This window comes from Sphingorhabdus sp. M41, assembly GCF_001586275.1.
Lineage (GTDB): Bacteria > Pseudomonadota > Alphaproteobacteria > Sphingomonadales > Sphingomonadaceae > Parasphingorhabdus.
Window position 1 is genome coordinate 850057 of the sequence record NZ_CP014545.1, and the last position, 18300, is coordinate 868356.

At 55.2% G+C, this 18300-nt stretch carries 18 protein-coding genes; 9 read left to right on the forward strand and 9 right to left on the reverse strand.

Annotated features, from left to right (window positions below; translation table 11 throughout):
• The first annotated feature begins 155 nt into the window (after positions 1-155).
• On the forward strand, positions 156-2468 hold the full coding sequence (locus tag AZE99_RS04050) for an ATP-binding protein (RefSeq protein ID WP_067198283.1): 2313 nt from the start codon (positions 156-158) through the stop codon (positions 2466-2468).
• An 839-nt stretch (positions 2469-3307) separates the two neighbouring features.
• Here AZE99_RS04050 and AZE99_RS04055 read toward each other — a convergent pair.
• The gene (locus AZE99_RS04055) at positions 3308-4738 is read right to left on the reverse strand and encodes an amidohydrolase (RefSeq protein ID WP_067198285.1); all 1431 of its coding nucleotides are present in this window, start codon (positions 4736-4738) and stop codon (positions 3308-3310) included.
• 215 nt (positions 4739-4953) lie between these two features.
• Here AZE99_RS04055 and AZE99_RS04060 point away from each other — a divergent pair, with 215 nt between their 5' ends.
• Complete coding sequence (locus tag AZE99_RS04060) at positions 4954-5217, forward strand: hypothetical protein (RefSeq protein WP_067198287.1); 264 nt, start codon at positions 4954-4956, stop codon at positions 5215-5217.
• Between the two features lie 61 nt (positions 5218-5278).
• Here AZE99_RS04060 and mobA read toward each other — a convergent pair whose 3' ends face one another.
• The 3 genes from mobA to recF all read right to left on the reverse strand — a co-directional run bounded on the left by mobA (position 5279) and on the right by recF (position 7750).
• The gene (gene mobA, locus AZE99_RS04065) at positions 5279-5869 is read right to left on the reverse strand and encodes a molybdenum cofactor guanylyltransferase (protein ID WP_156472101.1); all 591 of its coding nucleotides are present in this window, start codon (positions 5867-5869) and stop codon (positions 5279-5281) included.
• 40 nt (positions 5870-5909) lie between these two features.
• A complete protein-coding gene (locus AZE99_RS04070; RefSeq protein ID WP_231862687.1) occupies positions 5910-6506 on the reverse strand; it encodes a CHAP domain-containing protein in 597 nt (198 codons plus the stop codon).
• Positions 6507-6676: 170 nt separating this feature from the next.
• Entirely contained in the window at positions 6677-7750 is a 1074-nt protein-coding gene (gene recF, locus AZE99_RS04075; RefSeq protein WP_067198290.1) for a DNA replication/repair protein RecF, read from the reverse strand.
• A gap of 614 nt (positions 7751-8364) precedes the next feature.
• Here recF and AZE99_RS04080 point away from each other — a divergent pair.
• The 4 genes from AZE99_RS04080 (at position 8365) to AZE99_RS04095 (ending at position 11321) form a co-directional block, all read left to right on the forward strand.
• Entirely contained in the window at positions 8365-8544 is a 180-nt protein-coding gene (locus AZE99_RS04080) for a PspC domain-containing protein (RefSeq protein WP_067203260.1), read from the forward strand.
• Positions 8545-8670: 126 nt separating this feature from the next.
• Positions 8671-9630: a cation diffusion facilitator family transporter gene (locus AZE99_RS04085; RefSeq protein WP_067198292.1), complete on the forward strand. Its 960-nt coding sequence runs from the start codon at positions 8671-8673 to the stop codon at positions 9628-9630.
• Positions 9631-9888: 258 nt separating this feature from the next.
• Positions 9889-10527: a lysophospholipid acyltransferase family protein gene (locus AZE99_RS04090; protein WP_156472105.1), complete on the forward strand. Its 639-nt coding sequence runs from the start codon at positions 9889-9891 to the stop codon at positions 10525-10527.
• Positions 10524-11321, forward strand: coding sequence for a DUF1295 domain-containing protein (locus AZE99_RS04095; protein WP_335339229.1), 798 nt, complete (start codon positions 10524-10526; stop codon positions 11319-11321). Before AZE99_RS04090 ends, AZE99_RS04095 begins: the two co-directional genes overlap by 4 nt.
• Positions 11322-11326: 5 nt before the next feature.
• On the opposite strand, the gene AZE99_RS04100 is transcribed toward AZE99_RS04095, so the two are convergent.
• The 3 genes from AZE99_RS04100 to AZE99_RS04110 all read right to left on the reverse strand — a co-directional run bounded on the left by AZE99_RS04100 (position 11327) and on the right by AZE99_RS04110 (position 13429).
• Positions 11327-11986: a DsbA family oxidoreductase gene (locus tag AZE99_RS04100; RefSeq protein WP_067198294.1), complete on the reverse strand. Its 660-nt coding sequence runs from the start codon at positions 11984-11986 to the stop codon at positions 11327-11329.
• Positions 11987-12006: 20 nt separating this feature from the next.
• Entirely contained in the window at positions 12007-12345 is a 339-nt protein-coding gene (gene clpS, locus AZE99_RS04105; protein WP_067203265.1) for an ATP-dependent Clp protease adapter ClpS, read from the reverse strand.
• Positions 12346-12565: 220 nt separating this feature from the next.
• Entirely contained in the window at positions 12566-13429 is an 864-nt protein-coding gene (locus AZE99_RS04110) for a phasin family protein (RefSeq protein ID WP_067198295.1), read from the reverse strand.
• A 257-nt stretch (positions 13430-13686) separates the two neighbouring features.
• Between AZE99_RS04110 and AZE99_RS04115 the strand changes: the two genes are divergently transcribed.
• The 3 genes from AZE99_RS04115 to AZE99_RS04125 all read left to right on the forward strand — a co-directional run bounded on the left by AZE99_RS04115 (position 13687) and on the right by AZE99_RS04125 (position 15994).
• Entirely contained in the window at positions 13687-14736 is a 1050-nt protein-coding gene (locus AZE99_RS04115) for a type III polyketide synthase (protein ID WP_067198297.1), read from the forward strand.
• Complete coding sequence (locus AZE99_RS04120) at positions 14733-15263, forward strand: isoprenylcysteine carboxyl methyltransferase family protein (RefSeq protein ID WP_067198299.1); 531 nt, start codon at positions 14733-14735, stop codon at positions 15261-15263. The genes AZE99_RS04115 and AZE99_RS04120 overlap by 4 nt, the downstream gene beginning before the upstream one ends.
• A gap of 350 nt (positions 15264-15613) precedes the next feature.
• The gene (locus tag AZE99_RS04125) at positions 15614-15994 is read left to right on the forward strand and encodes a DUF1304 domain-containing protein (RefSeq protein WP_067198301.1); all 381 of its coding nucleotides are present in this window, start codon (positions 15614-15616) and stop codon (positions 15992-15994) included.
• A 130-nt stretch (positions 15995-16124) separates the two neighbouring features.
• On the opposite strand, the gene AZE99_RS04130 is transcribed toward AZE99_RS04125, so the two are convergent.
• Positions 16125-16823: a tryptophan-rich sensory protein gene (locus tag AZE99_RS04130; protein WP_067203267.1), complete on the reverse strand. Its 699-nt coding sequence runs from the start codon at positions 16821-16823 to the stop codon at positions 16125-16127.
• Between the two features lie 199 nt (positions 16824-17022).
• Entirely contained in the window at positions 17023-18201 is a 1179-nt protein-coding gene (locus AZE99_RS04135) for a GGDEF domain-containing protein (RefSeq protein WP_067198303.1), read from the reverse strand.
• Between the last annotated feature and the right edge of the window lie 99 nt (positions 18202-18300).

Here is an 18300-nt window from a genome sequence, read left to right on the forward strand (position 1 = left end):
GCTTCAACCGGACAATCACCCAAGCGAGCCTGGGCGACTGGACGGACGACAAAATTTGCCAAGGCCGCTGCCAGCCGCTTTTGCTGTCGATATCTGGTGTCAGTGGGGCGGTGCCAAATGAAGACGATTTCCCTTGGGACTGAAGGACATCCTATATGCCGACGCTAGTGGAACAGCGCAATATCAAACCACTAGCGCTGCTGGTGATAAGCGTGGCGCTCATTGCGGGAATGACGACCTATTCCTTCGCCAGCATCCAGCGCTATGGGACTTTGCTGGACGAATCCGAGCAGATTGAAAAAAGGCTTTTCGCGCTCACACGGTTCGTTTCTCTCTTGAAGGATGTCGAGACCGGTTCGCGGGGCTATGCGCTTACCGGACAGCGCGAATATCTGGAGCCCTATGACCAGGGCAGAATTCAGATCGGACAGAATATGTCCCGGCTGCGGAAGTTGATGTCGGGTGATTCCGCCCTTTTTCGGCAGTTCGAGCAGCTGAGTAAATTGTCGGACGAGCAGCTGCAAAACAGCGGCCGCATCGTTGCCCAGGGATTCATGGTTCCGTTGACGGCAGCCGATCAGCTACTGCTCGACGATGGGAAGGTGACCATGGATCAGCTGCGTGATCACGTCGCCGGCATCGACGAGGCCCAGCGCGGTCTGCTTCAGCAGGCAAGCGGTGCCGCCAGTCGACAAGCCCGTTTTACGGTCGCTATCGTGGCACTCGGCATCTCGTTGAGTCTGGCTGTTCTGGGCCTGCTTGCCTTTTTCCTGAATCAGGAAGTTATCAGGCGGATGAAGGCGGAAAGCGATCTGGGTGACCTAGGTACCGAACTCGATGATCATACCGAACTCGATGATCGTATCAAGCTGCGGACCGGGCAGTTGCGCAAGAACGAAGCCCGGTTGTCGGGCATATTGGCCGCAAGCCCTGACGCGCTGATTGTCGTTGAAACCAGCGGTCTTATCTCCTTCGCCAGCAATCGGTTGCAGGACATATTCGGCTATGATCCCAAGGAAATCATAGGAAAACCGATTGAAACGCTGATGCCGAAGCGCTTCCGGAATGGGCATTCGGGCCATTTGCGGCAATTCCTGAGCGCTCCCCAGGCGCGAGAGATGGGTGCCGGATTGCAGCTGTTTGCAACCCGCAAGGACGGTAGCGAATTTCCCGTTGAAATCAGTCTGAACCCGGAAACGGAAGGCGAGGATCTGTCCGTTGTCGCCGCCATTCGCGACATCAGCGAGCGTGCCGCTGTCATGGAAAGCTTGCGCCAGGCAACCAATAAGGCGAAAATGGCAGAACTGAAATCGGAATTTCTCGCCAACATGAGCCACGAACTGCGCACGCCGATGAACGGCGTTATCGGCTTTACGGATCTTTTGCTCACCTCCGATCTGAACGAGGAGCAAAAATATCATCTTCAACTGATCGCGGAATCCGGCAGCTCGATGCTCGTTTTGTTGAACAGCATATTGGATCTTGCCAAAATAGAATCAGGCAAGTTGAAAGCTGATAACGCGCCCTTCGACATTCAGGAAGCAATCGGCAGCTCTTCCCGGTTGATGCGGGTAGCGGCGGAACAGAAGGGGCTGGCGCTGAACCTGAAGATCGACAAGGATGTTCCGCAATATATACTGGGTGACGAATATCGCACCAAGCAGGTCCTCACCAACATCGTCGGCAACGCGATCAAATTTACGTCCAGCGGCTGGGTCAGCATATCGGTTTCGGTGACTGGCGCGCCCGAGGCCCGAAAGATCGAGATCACCATCACCGACACCGGCATCGGCATTGCCCGCGAGCGCCAGAAAGAGATTTTTGACGAATTCGTTCAGGCCGACAGTTCGATTGTCCGCCGTTTTGGCGGCTCAGGCCTTGGCCTAACGATCAGCCAGCGACTGCTCGAGGTGCTCGGCGGCGGAATTTCCTGCGAAAGCGAACCGGGCAAGGGCACGAGCTTTGTCGTCACCTTGCCTCTGATAGAGGCCGGTCCGCTCCGCGATGACAGCTCCGACCACGCCGACAGGGGAGCGGAGCCGAACAAAGCCGCTCGCAACGCGCGGATACTCGTTGCCGAAGATCATGATATCAACCGGGTGCTGATAACCGCCCTGTTGCAGCAGCTTGGATATCATCCCGACATCGCCGAGGATGGCGCCATAGCCATTACAAAGATCGAACAGGCGATCGCCGAAAAACAGCCCTATTCGATCGTATTGATGGACCTGCAGATGCCCAATGTCGGTGGCATGGAGGCGACCCGCAATGTCCGCCGGATGGGTGTCTCCGGCGAAGAGCTCCCGATCATCGCCGTGACCGCCCATGCCTATCAGGAGGATATCAAGGCCTGTCACACAGCGGGCATGCAGGATCATCTGGGCAAGCCGATCATCAAGGATGATCTGGGCAGAGTGCTGGAAAAATGGTTGCCGGCGTCGATGGGGGCGGAGAAGGCCTTGGTGTAGAGACCTCGCTGCCAAAAATCCGCACGATCCAGACCGCGCCACGGCAGCACCCGCTCCGCTTATATTGCCATGATCGGCCGGTTTCTGCGACCTGCTGACCGACGCCCTGCTAAAGATCGCGCACGCCGCCGATCATCTCGGGATCGCGATGGTGATGCTTGATGTGCTGGATTGTGGCGACCCCGAGCGCATGGGAAACTAAAGGCTCTTTGTGAGAGCTATGTTTTCCGGGAATTGGCAAAGAAGAAGCCATGATTTCGAAGCTAATTTTCAACACGGATTAGCATCGCATTTGTTCATTGATGCGATCCGTGAGTTCTAAACATTGCAGTGGCAGTCGTCACAATGCCCAATCTCATCCGCTGAAAACCCCTTTCCTACACTCGCTCCAATCTTCTATCGTCCCCACCGGTCCCTTGACGCGCGCCGGACAGGCTCTTTGACAATCTGGATAAGCGGAAGACCCTGTCGCGCGCCCGAATGGATTCAGTGCACTGGATTAGCCGGCGATTCCAAAGGTTACACTAGGCGCGAGATTGCGGCCCAACAAAGCTAGGATATCTGCGCCTTTGGGGCAAAAGTCACAGAAAACAAAAGCAGGCGCCTGTGTAAAGTTCGCAGCAAGCCACAAAAATGGTCAGGCTCGCACAAAGCCACAAAGCCGCGAAGAGTTTAAAGAAGCCGCGCGATCGCTTTGCGGCTTCGTGTCTTCGCGCGAGTCCAATTTATGACCCGATCAAAATGACGGCGAGATTATTCGCACGGCTGCCAAAACAGGCTGTCCTACACCCGACCCCATGACCTAAACTCTCTTCATGAAGTCGATTCACGCGTCCCGATTATTTCCGGTAATCCAGCGGTGGATCGCGGTCGCCGAGCAGCGACTTATATTGGTAATCCGGCCCCCGCGCCTTGTCGAATTCGGCTCTGGCCTCGGCGCGCAATTCGGGGTTGGTGTACAATTCTATCGCCGCCAGGGTCAGCGTCTTGGCCGCGACCTGCACGCCCTTGAAGCCGATCGACATGCCGCTCGCCGCAGAAGACTGCCAGCTGTGTGCCGAAGTGCCGGGCACCCATGTGGCAGTGCGCAGGCCAACGGTCGGGGTGGCGTAGGAGACATCGCCGACATCGGTCGAGCCATAGCCGAGCGTCACGTCATAAGGCTGGACCTCTTCCTGACTGCCCAGCGGCAGGTCCGGCTTGTCAAAGCTGGCATATATGCCCTCGGCAAATTTCTGTTCTTCGGGCGTATAGATGACGCCGCCGACCTGCCGCAATTTGGCATCCATCATTTTCGCCAGCGGCTCGTTGACCAGCAGCGGATTGTTGCCGTGGATCACTTCCCAGTCGACCTTGGTGCCGGTGCCCATCGCCGCGCCGCGCGCCGCGTCTTCCAGCCGCGTCCAGATCGCGTCGACCTCGGCCGGATCGGGGTGGCGGACATAGTAGAAGACTTCGGCAAAGTCGGGCACGACATTGGGCGCGGTGCCGCCCTCGGTGATGACATAATGAATCCGCGATTGCTGCGGCACATGTTCGCGCATCATGTTGACCATCATGTTAAAGCCCTCGACGCCATCCAGCGCCGAGCGGGCCTTTTCCGGTGCACCGGCGGCATGGGCGGAGACGCCGCGAAAGCGGAATTTGGCCGAACGGTTGGCCAGCGTAGTGCGGGCGGCTGCCGAATTTTCATCATCGGCGTGCCAGTGCAGCGCGATATCGACATCGTTGAACAGGCCGGCGCGGACCATATAGACCTTGCCGCTGCCGCCTTCTTCCGCCGGCGTACCATAGAGCCGGATGCGACCCGGCGTGCCGGTCTGTTTCAGCCATTTGCTGATCGCGATGGCGGCTTCCACCGAACCGGCGCCGAACAGATTATGGCCGCAGGCATGGGCGGCGCTCTTGCCCTCGACCGGGCTGCGGCTGGCGACGGCGTCCTGGTTGATGCCCGGCAGCGCGTCATATTCCGCCAATATTGCGATTACCGGACCGCCCTTGCCAAATTCGGCGGTAAAGGCGGTCGGAATGTCGGCAACGCCGGAGCTGATTGTGAAGCCATTGGCCTTGAGCGATTGCTTGAGCAGATCGCTGGATTTCTGTTCCTGATAGCCGACTTCGGCCCATTCCCACAGCTGCCGCGCCGTCTTTGCCGATTCTGCGGACCGTGCATCAACCAGCGCCGATATCTCGGACATCGTGTCGGTGGTCTGGGCTTGGACGGTTGCCGGTGCAGCCGCGAGGGCCAAAATCAGGGAGAAACGGATCATAGGGGCCTCATATGTTGCGTTGGGTATGGGGTAAGTGTCGGGGCGAAGATGGCACATATGGGGGGAAGCGAGCAACAGGCTTCTTGTGCTCCACCGGTTGCGGCAAATGAGGGTCAATTGCAAAAATGCAACTCGCAGGTGCAACATTTCATATTGCAACTTAATTTCGGTCGGTCATAGTCGGCCCACAAGTTACAAACCACTGGAGTAAAACCATGCGTAAACTATCCTCCCTGATCCTCGCGGCAACCGCGCTGTCCTTCACCGTTCCAGCATCGGCTGCTGAAGCAGAGCGCAACGACCGGCTGTTTGATGCAACCGGCGCCAGCGTCGCCAAAGTGAACCGGGTAACCGATGCCGGCGATCTTCTGGTCATCTACAAGGGCAAAGTGCGGCGCATCGAAGCTTCGACTCTGTCGAACACCGATGGCAAGCTGGTTACCAGCCTGACCAAGACGGAAATCCGTCGTCTTGACTAAGCATTTTGCTTGCTAAAGATCGGCAGTGATCATCACTGCAATAGAAAGCCGGTGCTTCCCCTCAAGCGCCGGCTTTTTTTGCGTCCGCTGCGGCGGCCAGGTCTTCCGGACGATTGATGTTCAAGAACGGCTGGTCATCCGGCCAAGTCACTGATTTAGCGTCACATTGTCTGGCCAGCCATTGCAGCGACGGTGCTCGCTCTCCGGGCTGATAGGCAGCGCGGACGGCATTGACGATATCGCAGCGCCAATAGGCAAAGGTCGGATGCACGCGCTGCGGATCCCGCGCCACGGTACAGCTGCCGCTCGCCGAGAGCCGTTCGATCAGGTCCACGGGGGCAAAAGGCGCGTCGACCGGGACCGTGACAAATCCCTCGATCGCTGGCAGCATGGCCTGCAAGGCGGCTGCTACCGAGAAGATGCCGCCGACCGGACCGGCTGGCGCATCCGGATCATCTCTGATGATCGCCAGTCCGGTCCCGTAATCTTCCCGCGCCGACAGCAATATCCGGTCCGCCTTGCCGGCATATCGGCCGATCAATATGTCTACCAGCCGTTGTCCGTCAAAGCTGATGACTGCCTTGTCGCTGCCCATGCGGATCGACTGGCCGCCGGCCAGGATGACGAGGCAGGATGACGGTGGCTTGATCATATCTGTATATCGGTTTGAAGCATATCGCTTCAATCTGACCTCAGCTGCCCACTCTGTCCAGCAATTCTCCGATCAGATCCCTGGGTTCCGGATCGATTGTTCGTTCCTGATCGGCGGACTGGACCAGTTCCGCTTTCAGATTGCGGTCAAACAGTGTGCGACTTGGCCTCTGACTACCATGCTTGGAATTGGAAGATGCCCATTGCCGGCCGGTTCGTTGGGACGGCTGCGCAGGATAGATGAAGCCATTGACCGGGAAAGCGGTTGTGCCAAGCTTGCCGATCGGGGCATACCAGATACGGACCAGGCTCCAGTCATTGGCCTCTGAAACATCTTTTGCCGCGACCCGGCGCTCGATCTGACCGCGCCGACCATTGATCGGCGACCAGTTGGCATGGCTGATCAGGATCGTGCGGTCGTCGATAATTTTGCGGACCACCGCGACATGGCCGAGCCGCATGGCGCCATGGCTGGGCAAAGACAAAACTGCGCCTTCTACCGGCATTATGCCCCGCTGGTAGGTTTCCGCGGCCTGATCCCACCAACTATGGGCGTCGCCGTAAATTTTTATGCCGCTCAATTCCCGGGCAAACGGTACGCATTGCAGATAGTCATTGGCTTTGGCTGGCGCGGGCATCAAGATGGCCTGCAATACCAGCAGGACCGGAATGATTGCATTCCGAAGTGATATTACAGATTGTTTTAGAGCCGGTGTGTTCATTCAGCCGGACATAGAGGTCCGGCGGAAAGCCTAAGCTAAGGGACACCGTGAATCACTCGTAAACCATATTGCGTCCGCAGGTCAGTCTAACGTTGCGTTACCGTCCCGTCTGAAACTTCGAAGTGCAGCGATTCGTCCGGAATATCTCTGAATAAATCCGGTTCCGTGCCGGTGAGCCAGACCTGGCCACCGCGCTCGGCCAGCTTGGCGAAAAGGGCCGCTCTGCGTTCGGGATCGAGATGGGCGGCAACTTCATCGAGTAGCAATATCGGTCGCCTGTCTCGTCGATCGGCGATCAGGTCGGCGTGCGCCAGAATGATCGAGAATAGCAACGCTTTCTGTTCACCGGTCGAGCATTTTTCGGCTGGTTGCTGTTTTGCGGAATGAAAGACTTTGAGGTCGGCCCGATGAGGGCCTCGAATGGTTCGTCCCGCTGCACGGTCTGCCGCGCGATTTTGCTGGAGCATCTGAATAAGCTGCTGCTCGGAGTGTAACTGCTCATCCGCGAGACCAACCGCCGGCGTAGCGAATATCTGGCTGTCTGATTGTTCCAGTCCTTGATTCAGGGCGGATACCATGCGGTGGCGAGCCTCTGCGACTAGCGAGCCGTATCGTGCCAATTGCACATCCAAGCCGTCCATCCAGTTTTTTTCCGCTGGATGTGTATCGGCGAGGAGCCGATTCCGTTCACGTCGCGCCGCTTCGTAGCGGGCGCAGTTTCCGGCATGAGCGGGCTCTAGCGCGGTGACCAGCCGGTCGAGAAAATTCCGTCGTCCCGACGCACCCTCTGTGAACAGGCGATCCATCGCTGGCGTCAACCACAATATAGAAAGCCACTCGGCCAGATCATTGGTCGGTACAGCCGTTTCGTTGATCCGGGTTTTGCGTCGTTCTGGTGCCTCCGTGGTCGTACCGCTTCCCAGATGGACATCATCGAGTTGCGCGGCGACAGCGAAATCACCGGGGCCATTCTGACGAGCGATATCGCGGAGCGAAGCGCGACGGAGGCCGCGCCCTGGAGCGAGCATTGATACTGCTTCCAGAATATTGGTCTTGCCCGCTCCGTTCGCACCGCTGAAAACCATGAACCCGGGCGCGGCGTTCAGACGCAATTCCGGATAGTTGCGAAAGTTGTGCAGAGTGAGCTGTGACAAGGTCATGACAGAGCCGGTCACTAGCTTTCGTCAACTGTGAAGAGAAGCAAATTCGGCGAGGGCATATGTGCGGTCGGCCTTTGGAACCTCAGGGGCTAATAGTTGGGAAAAGTCACTAAATATCAGCCTAACCTAATTTGACAAGCGATGCGCGTTTTGAGCAAGGCATTGATTCATTTTGATAATCTAAAACTGGCACAGGCCGTGCAATGTATCGAACATCTTCGCAACGATACGAAAAACAGTTTTAATTCGAAAGGAAATCAAAATGTTCTCCAATGTCTCCATGAACTTCTCCGCCGCGGTAGCCGCCATTTTCACGGCCGCAGTATTTGTTGGCGCCAGCGTCGGCCCCGCAATCAGCAACGCCGCTTCGGTTGTCGCTTAAGCCCGCTTCAACACAGGAAAGGACAACTCATGTCACATAGTCTTCAAAATTCATTCTCCGCAGCTTTCGCTGCTGTCGTTTCAGCAGCACTGCTTGTTGGTGCCAGCGTCGTGCCAGCGTTGCACAATGCGTCGTCGATGGTGATCTGATGGACAGCAAAAACAAAAGCTCGGAATCCGTTCCCACCAGCTGGCCGAAATCGGTCTCATCGAACAAAGGAAGCAAACAGCCCATGAAAAATAAACTGAAACTCGACAAAGCCAATGGCAAGCTTATGGGCGTCTGCTCTGGGCTGGCCAACTGGAGTGGGATGGACGCCAATCTGCTGCGCATCATATTCGTTCTCGCAACGGTATTTGGTTTTGGTTCGGCGATTATCATCTATTTGGCGATTGGTTTGATTGTCGATTAAACCCAGTGTCTCGCCATCATATTATGATATAACATACGGAAAATATTGTATAAAAATCATAGACCGCTCTGACTAATCTGTGTAATCGAATATTTGAACATTCGCATTGCAATAGTCGGAGCGCAGATGTCCGCAGGTCATCATCACAGCCACGGGCATGTCGCCCACAGCCATCACGACCGTCATAGCGTGCATGGTCATATGCCGACAAATTTCAGTCGAGCCTTTGCGCTCGGAATTACACTCAACATCATATATATCCTCGTCGAGGTTACATTCGGCCTGCTGGCCGGATCGATGGCATTATTGGCGGACGCTGGCCATAATCTGTCCGATGTTCTCGGACTAGCCGTTGCCTGGGCTGGTGCAGAGCTGGCAAAACGGCCACCCAGCAAGCGATTTACTTACGGGCTCGGGGGTTCATCGATTCTGGCTGCATTGCTCAACGGACTATTTCTGCTGGTCGCTTGCGGCGCCATTGCCTGGGAGGCGATCGAACGTTTTAGCGCCCCCAGCCCGATTGCGTCGACCACCGTCATCATTGTCGCCTCGCTCGGCATCGTCATCAATTTTGGAACCGCGATGCTTTTCGTGCGCGGGCAGAAAGAAGATATCAACATTCGCGGTGCCTTTCTGCATATGATGGCTGATGCAGGTGTCTCGGCAGGCGTCGTGGCTGGTGGTATCGCGATCTATTTCAGTGGATTTAACTGGATTGATCCGCTGATCAGCTTGCTGATTGTCGCGTTGATCTTCTGGAGCACATGGGGATTATTATCCGAAGCCGTGCGCATGTCGCTGGCGGGTGTGCCCCGCAATATCGATGTCGAAGAGGTAATGGCATATCTTGCATCCTTGCCCGGGGTCCATGCAGTGCATGATCTGCACATTTGGCCAATGAGCACGAGCGAGACGGCCATGACAGCTCATCTGGTTTTACCTGAGGGGCATCCGGGCAAAGGTTTTCTGGCCGAGATTCAAAAGGAAATGAACAGGCTGTTTTCGATTCATCATATCACCATTCAGATCGAACTTGAAGATGAAGAAGCCGCATTATGCCAGACGGATTGTAGCGGTCAAAATTGATGAGTTTCTGAAGGCCTGGGCGAACAGTCCTGTCTCGCAAGAGAATTCCGGTGCTTGCTGCCAAGGGATAGAATTCCAACCAGCCGATGCGCCAAATCAGGATTGGTTTGTTGGCGAACCCGAAAATCTGATGCACGCAATCACCCCATTGGGCGAATGCAACGATTGCACCAACGGACATCTTTCGTTGCGCAGCCGGAAAATAGACTTATGGTCTTATGAGAAACGCGGCACTCAATCCCGCGAGAGGGAGGATGCGTGCACGACGAGATTAAACCGAACTGGTTATCGGAAATTGTTCGTCGATTTTCTGTCTTCATATTTACGATAAACGGCTGGTCCGCCGTTCAGGAAAATCCGCCACCTCGAAAAGCCGTCATCATAGCTGCTCCTCATACCAGCAACTGGGACTTTCTCTATTTTTTCGGGCTGATCAACAAGCTGAAGATCAAATCCTACTGGATCGGAAAAGATACGTTATTCAAGCCACCCTGGGGAGACATGATGCGGCGCCTGGGCGGTATTCCCGTTAACAGGTCAAAATCGCAGAATATGGTCGACGCGATGGTTAGAGAATTTGACCGGCGCGATGATTTCCTGCTGACAATTCCGCCCGAGGGTACGCGCGGTAGCGTGAAAGAATGGCGGACAGGTTTTTACTACATCGCGCTCAAGGCAAAGGTGCCATTGATAATCGGCCTGATGGACTATTCGAAACGTACGGGGGGATTGGGGCCATCCTTCATGCCTACGGGGAATTACAAGGCTGACATGCAAAAACTCAGTGACTTTTATTATAGCGTGACACCCAAATATCCCGAGAAGGCGATGCGCGACATTGTCTCGACGGAGCCGGGGGCTACCAGTGGAAATCATGAAGAAGGAGAGGCGAGTTGAACTTGATTGCAGCCTTGGGGCTGAACCTGGGGTTGTTGGTCGCGATCATGTTTGTCCTGTGGTTGATTTCCGTCCGGATCCGCGACGTGTCCTTCATCGATGCATTCTGGGCCTATGGCATGGCGATCATGGCCAGCGCATCATTCCTGCAGACTGAAAACCCAGGATCTCTGGCTTATACGATCTGGGCGCTGACGGCGCTTTGGGGTATCAGGCTGGGCACCCATCTGTTCCTGCGCTGGCGCAAGGAAGGGGTGGACCCTCGCTATAAAAAAATAATGGGTCGCGCAATGGAGAAGCAGGGCATGAGCTTCGCCAAGGCGGCTCTGCTCAAGGCCTGGGTGTTACAAATTCCGCTGCTGTTTATTGTCTGTCTGCCGGCACAGCTCGGTATATTGCTGGCGGGTCCTGACGGTCTGTCTGCTGTTTCAATTGTCGGCGCTGTGATCGCCCTTATCGGCATTGGTTTTGAAACCATTGGCGATATGCAGCTCAAGACCTTCAAGGCCAATCCGGCCAGCAAGGGAAAAGTGCTGGATAGCGGGCTGTGGAAATATACCCGCCATCCCAATTATTTTGGAGATTTCTGTGCCTGGTGGGGAATCTGGCTGGTCGCGGCGCCGATGGGATGGCCCGTCTGGTTAGCCGCAATCGGCCCGTTGTTTCTGAGTTTCACGTTGATGAAGTGGAGCGGCGCACCCTTGCTGGAGAAAAGTCTGAAACAGAACCGGCCGGCCTATGTCGAGTATATTGAACGGACTTCCACTTTCTTTCCGATGCCGCCAAAGAAATAATCTGCCTAAGCGGCTTCTTTGAGCAGCTTGTTCTCGATAATATTGGCAAAAACAGCGGCTTCCTGGGCGCCGGGTACCATGAACTTCTTGTTGAAGATGAACGCTGGCACGCCGGTAATGAACCGGTCCTGCCATTCCGCTTCCGTCGCCCTTACTTCTTCCGCAAACAGATTGGTAATGAGCAGATCGCGGGCGCGCTTTTCGTCCAGACCGACCGATGAAGCGACAGACACCAAGATATCATGATCGCTGACATCCTTGCCGTCGGTGAAATGCGCTTTGAACAAAGCCATTTTCAGCGCGGTTTGCTTGCCGGTCTCTCCAGCCCAGTGAAGCAGGCGGTGCGCATCAAAAGTGTTCACCATCCGCATCTTGTCGCCATGGCTGAATTCAAAATCCAGTTCATTTCCGGCGTTGCGCAGCCGCTCCCTGTTGGCCTTGCTTTGCTCGAGAGTAGCGCCATATTTCTGCGCCATATGTTCGGCGATGTCCTGGCCTTCCGGCGGCATGGACGGGTTCAGTTCAAAGGCATGCCATGCCAGTTCAAAGCGCGCCTTGCCTTCAAACTGGGCCATGGCTTTCTCAAGCTTCTTGTATCCAATGATACACCAGGGACACACGACATCCGAAACTATATCAACGGTGATAACGGGCGTTTCGGACATGATATTTTCCTTGGTGAGTGTCAGGCCTTTTCAAGCGTGCATTGTAGTGGATGTTCGTTCTTGCGTGCGAAATCCATCACCTGAGTGACCTTTGTTTCAGCAACTTCATAGCTGAACGTGCCGCAGACGCCGACGCCTTTCTGGTGAACATGCAACATGACGCGCGTGGCTTCATCGATGTCCATATTGAAAAACCGTTTCAGCACAAGGACAACAAATTCCATCGGCGTATAATCGTCATTGAGAATAAGCACTTTATAGGGGCTGGGCTTCTGGGTCTTGGCGCGGGTCTTGGTTGCGATGCCGAGATTTGTCTCGTCATCGTCGTCATCGGAGCCCTTGTCCGCATCGTCGCTCATGACGGGACGGTTGCCGACAAGGATTTGCCGATTGAATTTATGGAAGGGGGAAAGAATCTGCTGGTTCATCATTAGCTTCAAGATATGGTATTTTTACCCTCGAGGGCAAGTGGCGGATTGATAGTTTCGAAAGCTTTTGCGGTGACCCGTGTCAATCCAGCACAAATAAAAAGGGCCGCTCCAACGGAACGGCCCTTTTTTGATCGGAAGAAAGAGCGACTTAGGCAGCTGCTTTCAACTCCTTGCGGATTTCGCTGACGCGATCGGCAATCGGCTGATAGGCCTTGCCAGCGAGCTTCACGACAGCATCGGCATTGTTCGAAGTCTGGTCCATTACCCGGTCCAGACCGCTGCGTACATAGTCAGCCTGCTTTGCGAACATGTCCTTCGGCGTCGCGACGCTGAACAGGCCCTGCAGAGCGCGGCTGGCTTCAACAAAATTCTCGCGCGTATATTCGACGTTGGTCTTGCCGATTTCCTGAGCGCCCTTGGCAGCGATCTTGCCGCTTTCGAGCAGGGTTTCAACATTTTCGCGGTTGAATTCAACTGCGTTCTTAGACAGTGCAACGGCACGGTCAGCAGCTGCCTTGGCGCGAGCCTGAGCGTCGGCGGTCAGCTTTTCAAAGCGCGAACCCAACTTGTCAGCAGTTTTCTTGGCGGTGTTAGCAGCCTTGGTATTGGCAGCTTTGGTGTTCTTGACAACGCGTTTGGTTGCGGTGGTTTTGGTGGTAGCCATTTTCTTGGTTCCTTTGGTCATTTTGTTCAATGTGGTTTTGGCAGCTGGCTTTGCAGCGACTTTACGCTTCGCTGCAGGCTTCTTTGCCGCCGGCTTGGATGCTGCGGTTTTTTTGACAGCAGGCTTTGCCGCTGTTGCCGGTTTAGCAGCGGGAGCCACCGGCTTGTTGGTGTCGGTGGGTGCCGAAGCGTCGTCAGCTGCGGCTTTCTGGACCGGTGCGGTATCTGAAGCCGCTTTGTCGGAAATACTGGTAGCAGACGCAGCTGCAGCATAAGCCGCATCTGCAGAGAGCGAGCCGGTTACTTTTTCTGCCGGAGCAGTGGATGTTTCGTTCTTCGTATCAGCCATCGGTTGTCTCACTTCTATGTTGCAGTGCACAAATAGTGCATGCGAACGCCGAAGTCAAGAAAAATGGTGCAGTGCACAATAAAGTGTAATCCGGTGTAGAAGTGACTGGAATCTAGCTGTTATTTCCGCATGTCGGCTTCCCGGTCCCCGTGCTTGTCTGGTATAAGCCATAGTTGCGATAGTGCAATGCAACGGATTTCAGTGTTTCCATGCTGCATCTGTTGTAACAGGTGCTCGATGATTACCGAAAGTCCCCCATGTCTGTATTGAAATCTATCGCCACCGCTGTTCCCGATCACCGGATCAGTCAGGCAGAAGTGCTTGCCGTGCTGGCGAAGGCGAGGGGAGCGGCGCTTCCGGCCAGGCTGGAGCAAATCCTCGGCAATAGCGGGATCGAGCAACGCTATCTTGCCTGCGAGGCGGATTATTATCTGGAGCCGCGCAGCTGGACTGGTCGGGCGGCGATTTATGATCAAGTCGGCACCAAGCTGGCGCACAAGGCGGCCGGGGACGCACTGGGCAAGGCGGCGCTTCTGCCATCCGACATAGATGCCATTATATTGATCTCGACCACCGGCACGATGACGCCTTCTATTCCCAGTCGGATGATCGAGGCAATGGGGTTCGCCCCTTCGACACAGACGATACCGGTGTTCGGCTACGGCTGCGCGGGCAGTGTTCTCGGACTCCGGCTGGCCAATGATCTGGCGGCGGCGGGAGAGGGCCAGAATGTCCTTATGATCTCGCTGGAATTGTGCAGCCTGTCTTATGACTATAGTCAGTTCGACAAGAAGAACATGATTGCCACCGCCTTGTTCGCCGATGGCTGTGCCGCGGCGGTGCTCAGCGCCAAGGAAGGGCAGGCCGGAGCGCCAGGTTTTCGCGCCTTTGACCAGAAAACCTGGCCGGACACCCGAGATATGATGGGCTGGGACATTGGCGCTACCGGTTTCGATCTCGTGCTGGCGCGGGATATTCCGACTTTCGTAACCAATGATTTCGTACCCTTTTGCGATGCGTTTCTGGAGGCTCAGGGGGTGGAGATATCCGATCTTGCCGAACCCGCCTGCCATCCCGGCGGGGGCAGGGTGGTGGAAGCCCTGGAAGCATATTTTGCGCCGGCGATTGCCGGTATCCCGGCAACTCGCGAAGTGCTGCGTCAGCATGGCAACATGTCCTCGCCGACGGTGCTGTTCGTGCTCGAGCGTCTGCTGGCAGAGAAGCCGGACAAGCCGATCTTGCTCACCGCACTCGGGCCCGGTTTTACGGCAGCGGTCGGTATCCTTGATCCACAAGGTGCAGCATGACCGAGCCGCTTGGCGCTATTTTCACGACCAGCCCGACATTGGTAACCTGGGTGATGGTCTATATCGTGGTCCAGCGGCTGGGCGAACTGGTTCACGCCAATCGCAACACACGGCGGCTGCTTGGCGAAGGTGGGCAGGAACATGGCGCGGACCATTATCATTATTTCATCTTTCTCCACAGCGCCTGGATCGCGATCATCGCATTGCTGGCTGATCCGCAGCATAACATCCATCCAGCGATGCTGGCGCTATTCGTGGCGACGCAGATTTTGCGCGTGTGGACGCTGGCCAGCATCGGTCGTTGGTGGACGACCCGAATCATCTCCGCACCACATTTCGACCGGGTCAGGCGCGGGCCGTATAAATATGTCAGCCATCCCAATTATCTGGTCGTCGTGCTCGAAATTGCGATTGTCCCGCTGATGCTCGGTCTGCCATGGGTGGCTTTGGTCTTCTGGGTTCTCAACGCGGTGCTGCTGCGTCACCGGATCAGAGTCGAAAATGAAGTGCTCGGCGAGCGCGGCTAGTCCAGAGTTTGTTAGACATGAATCCGAGGACGAGATTTGTCTCGACTTCAAGCGGGGTTGGAACTGGACCCGCCACGGTAAAAATATTGCCGCTGGGGTGAATTGAACTTTACAAACTTTACAATGTTAAGAAAACTAAAAAAACTGCGACTTACGGCAACTACTGTGGGACCTGAGCCTACTAAACGGTGGGCGGCTCAAAACGTCAAAGAACCCATATTGAATTTATCAAAGCCGGACGATGTAGGAAAGCGATTTGCAGTAGCGGCTAGCTTGCCCCTGACAAGCAGGCCGTGTTGAGATTGCAGATTCGCCGCTTATAAGACCGACAAGCCTCGGGGAGTTACTGCGTGTCGATATTTGCCAAGATCATGATCGCGCTGATTGCTATCCTGCGTCTCTATATTGCGTGGTTCGGGATATTTGCCTGGCAGGCGCAGGGGCCGGCAACATTTCCGGACCTTCCGGCCAGCCTGTTCGAACCGACTGCAGCAATGGCTGCTAATCAAGGCGTCTATAATCTCTGTCTCGCGGCTGGCTTGATCTGGTCGCTGTTCGTCCGTGATGCTGAATGGCAGCGTAAGGTGGCAAGTGGTTTCCTGCTGTTTGTGGCTGTAGCTGGAATTTTCGGCGCCTGGCGCGTATCGCCGGATATTGCGCTGGTGCAGACGAGACCGGCGGTGATCGGCTTGCTGTTGCTATGGTTGCCGGTGGGGAAGATGCGGCGGTAACCTGCTCGCCGCCATCCTCAACTTGTTTAGCTTTCGGTGACCTGCGGCACAGGACCTCGGGCATTTGATCCATGTCTCTAGAGATTCTGAAATGAATTCAGGGTGACGAGTGATCCCTCAATTACTCCTCCTATTCGAGCGACTTTTTCATCAGTGCCGTAAGCCCCAGCACAATGGTCGCCGCAACCACGGCTGCGATCGTCAATATTATCGCCGAACCCATATTGGCTACCGCGATCCCGGCAAATCCCCAGGACACAGCAATGGCATAAGGCCATGATTTAAGCCACTGGGCGTTGAAGCCTGCGAAAAGGGTCGCCAATAACAGTGCAATCACCGCAGCTGTAAATTCCCCGACAAAGCCATATCCGGCAAGCAGCAGGCCGATGGATACGAACGAGGCGGCAGAGAGCCAGCCAGCGTAGAGGGCGACAGGCCAGCGGGCGATCCAGGCGGGCGTGGCCTTTTCAATTTTGTAAAGTGCAATCAACGCAGCGATCAACATGATCCATATCAGGATGGTGGCCCAGATCGGCGACACCAGCGCGACAGGGAGCCATATCGTTCCGACCGCCAGAGATAGTGCCAGCGCAATGCGACCTCTGTCCCATTCCGCGTCCTGCCTGAATTTGAACGCGCCCCATGCGGCATGGGCGACCAGCCACAGGTAAATCGGACCCCAGATGCTGAAGGCCCAGCCAACCGGTTGAACCGGTGGATTTAGCTGGGGTATTGGATATCTGTCCGGATCTATTCCGCCAAATTCCGGCGAAAGAAAAGGTGCAATGGCAAAGGCAATTGCGACGATAAGGAGAAGGATGGCTTTCATAAATTCCGGTTCCCGATGTTCTTCGACCAGACCATAAGGGTATAAACCATTTAGCACAGTACGTGTTTTCAGACAGGTACGCCCGGCCTGCAGGGGCAACGTTCATTGGGTGGAAGCTGGAACGACAATATTGGTTGCAGCTTTCGCGATCCAGCCAGACAGGCTTGAACGGTCTCGCCCTCGATTTGCCTTCGCTAATTCACGCAATATTGCGCAAGACCGTGCCGGCATTTCCAGTCGCTCGTTTGCCTTTTCGCTTCATTTTATAAAGCGCGCTGTCAGCGGCTTTGAGCAATTGCTCGGTACCATTGCCGTCGAGCGCCTGCACCGCAACGCCGACGCTGGCCGACGGCGTTAACACGTGGCCGCTGATTTTTGTCGGCATGGCAAAGCCGGAAAGATAGTCAGTCGCCCTAGCCAAGGCTTGGTCATGTAAAGTCACATCAGGCATGAAGATCAGAAATTCATCCCCGCCCAGACGGCCGACGATCTCGTTGGCGGTACAGCTTTGGTTTAGCCGGTTGGCGACTTCGATCAGCAAATGATCGCCCACATCATGACCGAGGTTGTCATTCACCTGTTTAAACTGATTGAGGTCGATCAAGGCAACGGCAAAACCGCTGCCGTCACTGGCGAAGGACCTTTCGGCGATTTGAAGATGGTTCATCATTGCGCGACGATTGGCCAGCCCGGTCAAGGGGTCGCTGTGGGCCTGTTTCCATATGGTGTGTCGCATGAGCAAACCGGAAATGATCTGATTGTAGCTATCGATGATGAAGCGGATCATCAGCAGCGCTATGGTGATCATGCTCCATCCCATGATCATGTCATCAAAGTCCCCGACGATAATCATCGCCGCGGCCGAAGGCATCACACCGACAAATAATACGGTAACCGCTGCTTTTTTTATGCAGGCCAGGCAATGGGCGATACAGGTCGATCCGAAAACCAGCGACATCGGAATGAACATCTGATTGGCAAACAGGTCGGTTACGATTGCATATACCGACCAGATGCTCAGAAATGTGATGATAGCAACCGAAATTATGGAGAGATTTCTCAGAATTTTTTGGGGGTTAACGCCAGAATCCGGATGTTTGGGAAGGCGCATCCACATGATCATCCGTACCATGCATCCAATGGCAAAAATTCCCATCCATGCATAGTAAATGGGTGAAACCCCTTCGTGGGCTGACAAGACCATCACCGCCACCAGATTGCAAATGGCCACCAGGTAAATCATCGGCACATGGGTCAGCGCCCGGTGCAGTTGCATTTCCTCAACCGAGGATTGAATCTCTTTTGGAATTTTTGGTGACCGCCATGGAGTTTGCCAGGATGTCTGCCAGTTTTTTTCCAATAGCGGCGCTAAATCCATATTGATGGGGCATCCTGCGATAGCGGGTTGAAATATATCGCTGAGACTAGGTGGGGGGCGTAAAAATAGGGTTAACAAATGTTTGCAACAGATGTGCAA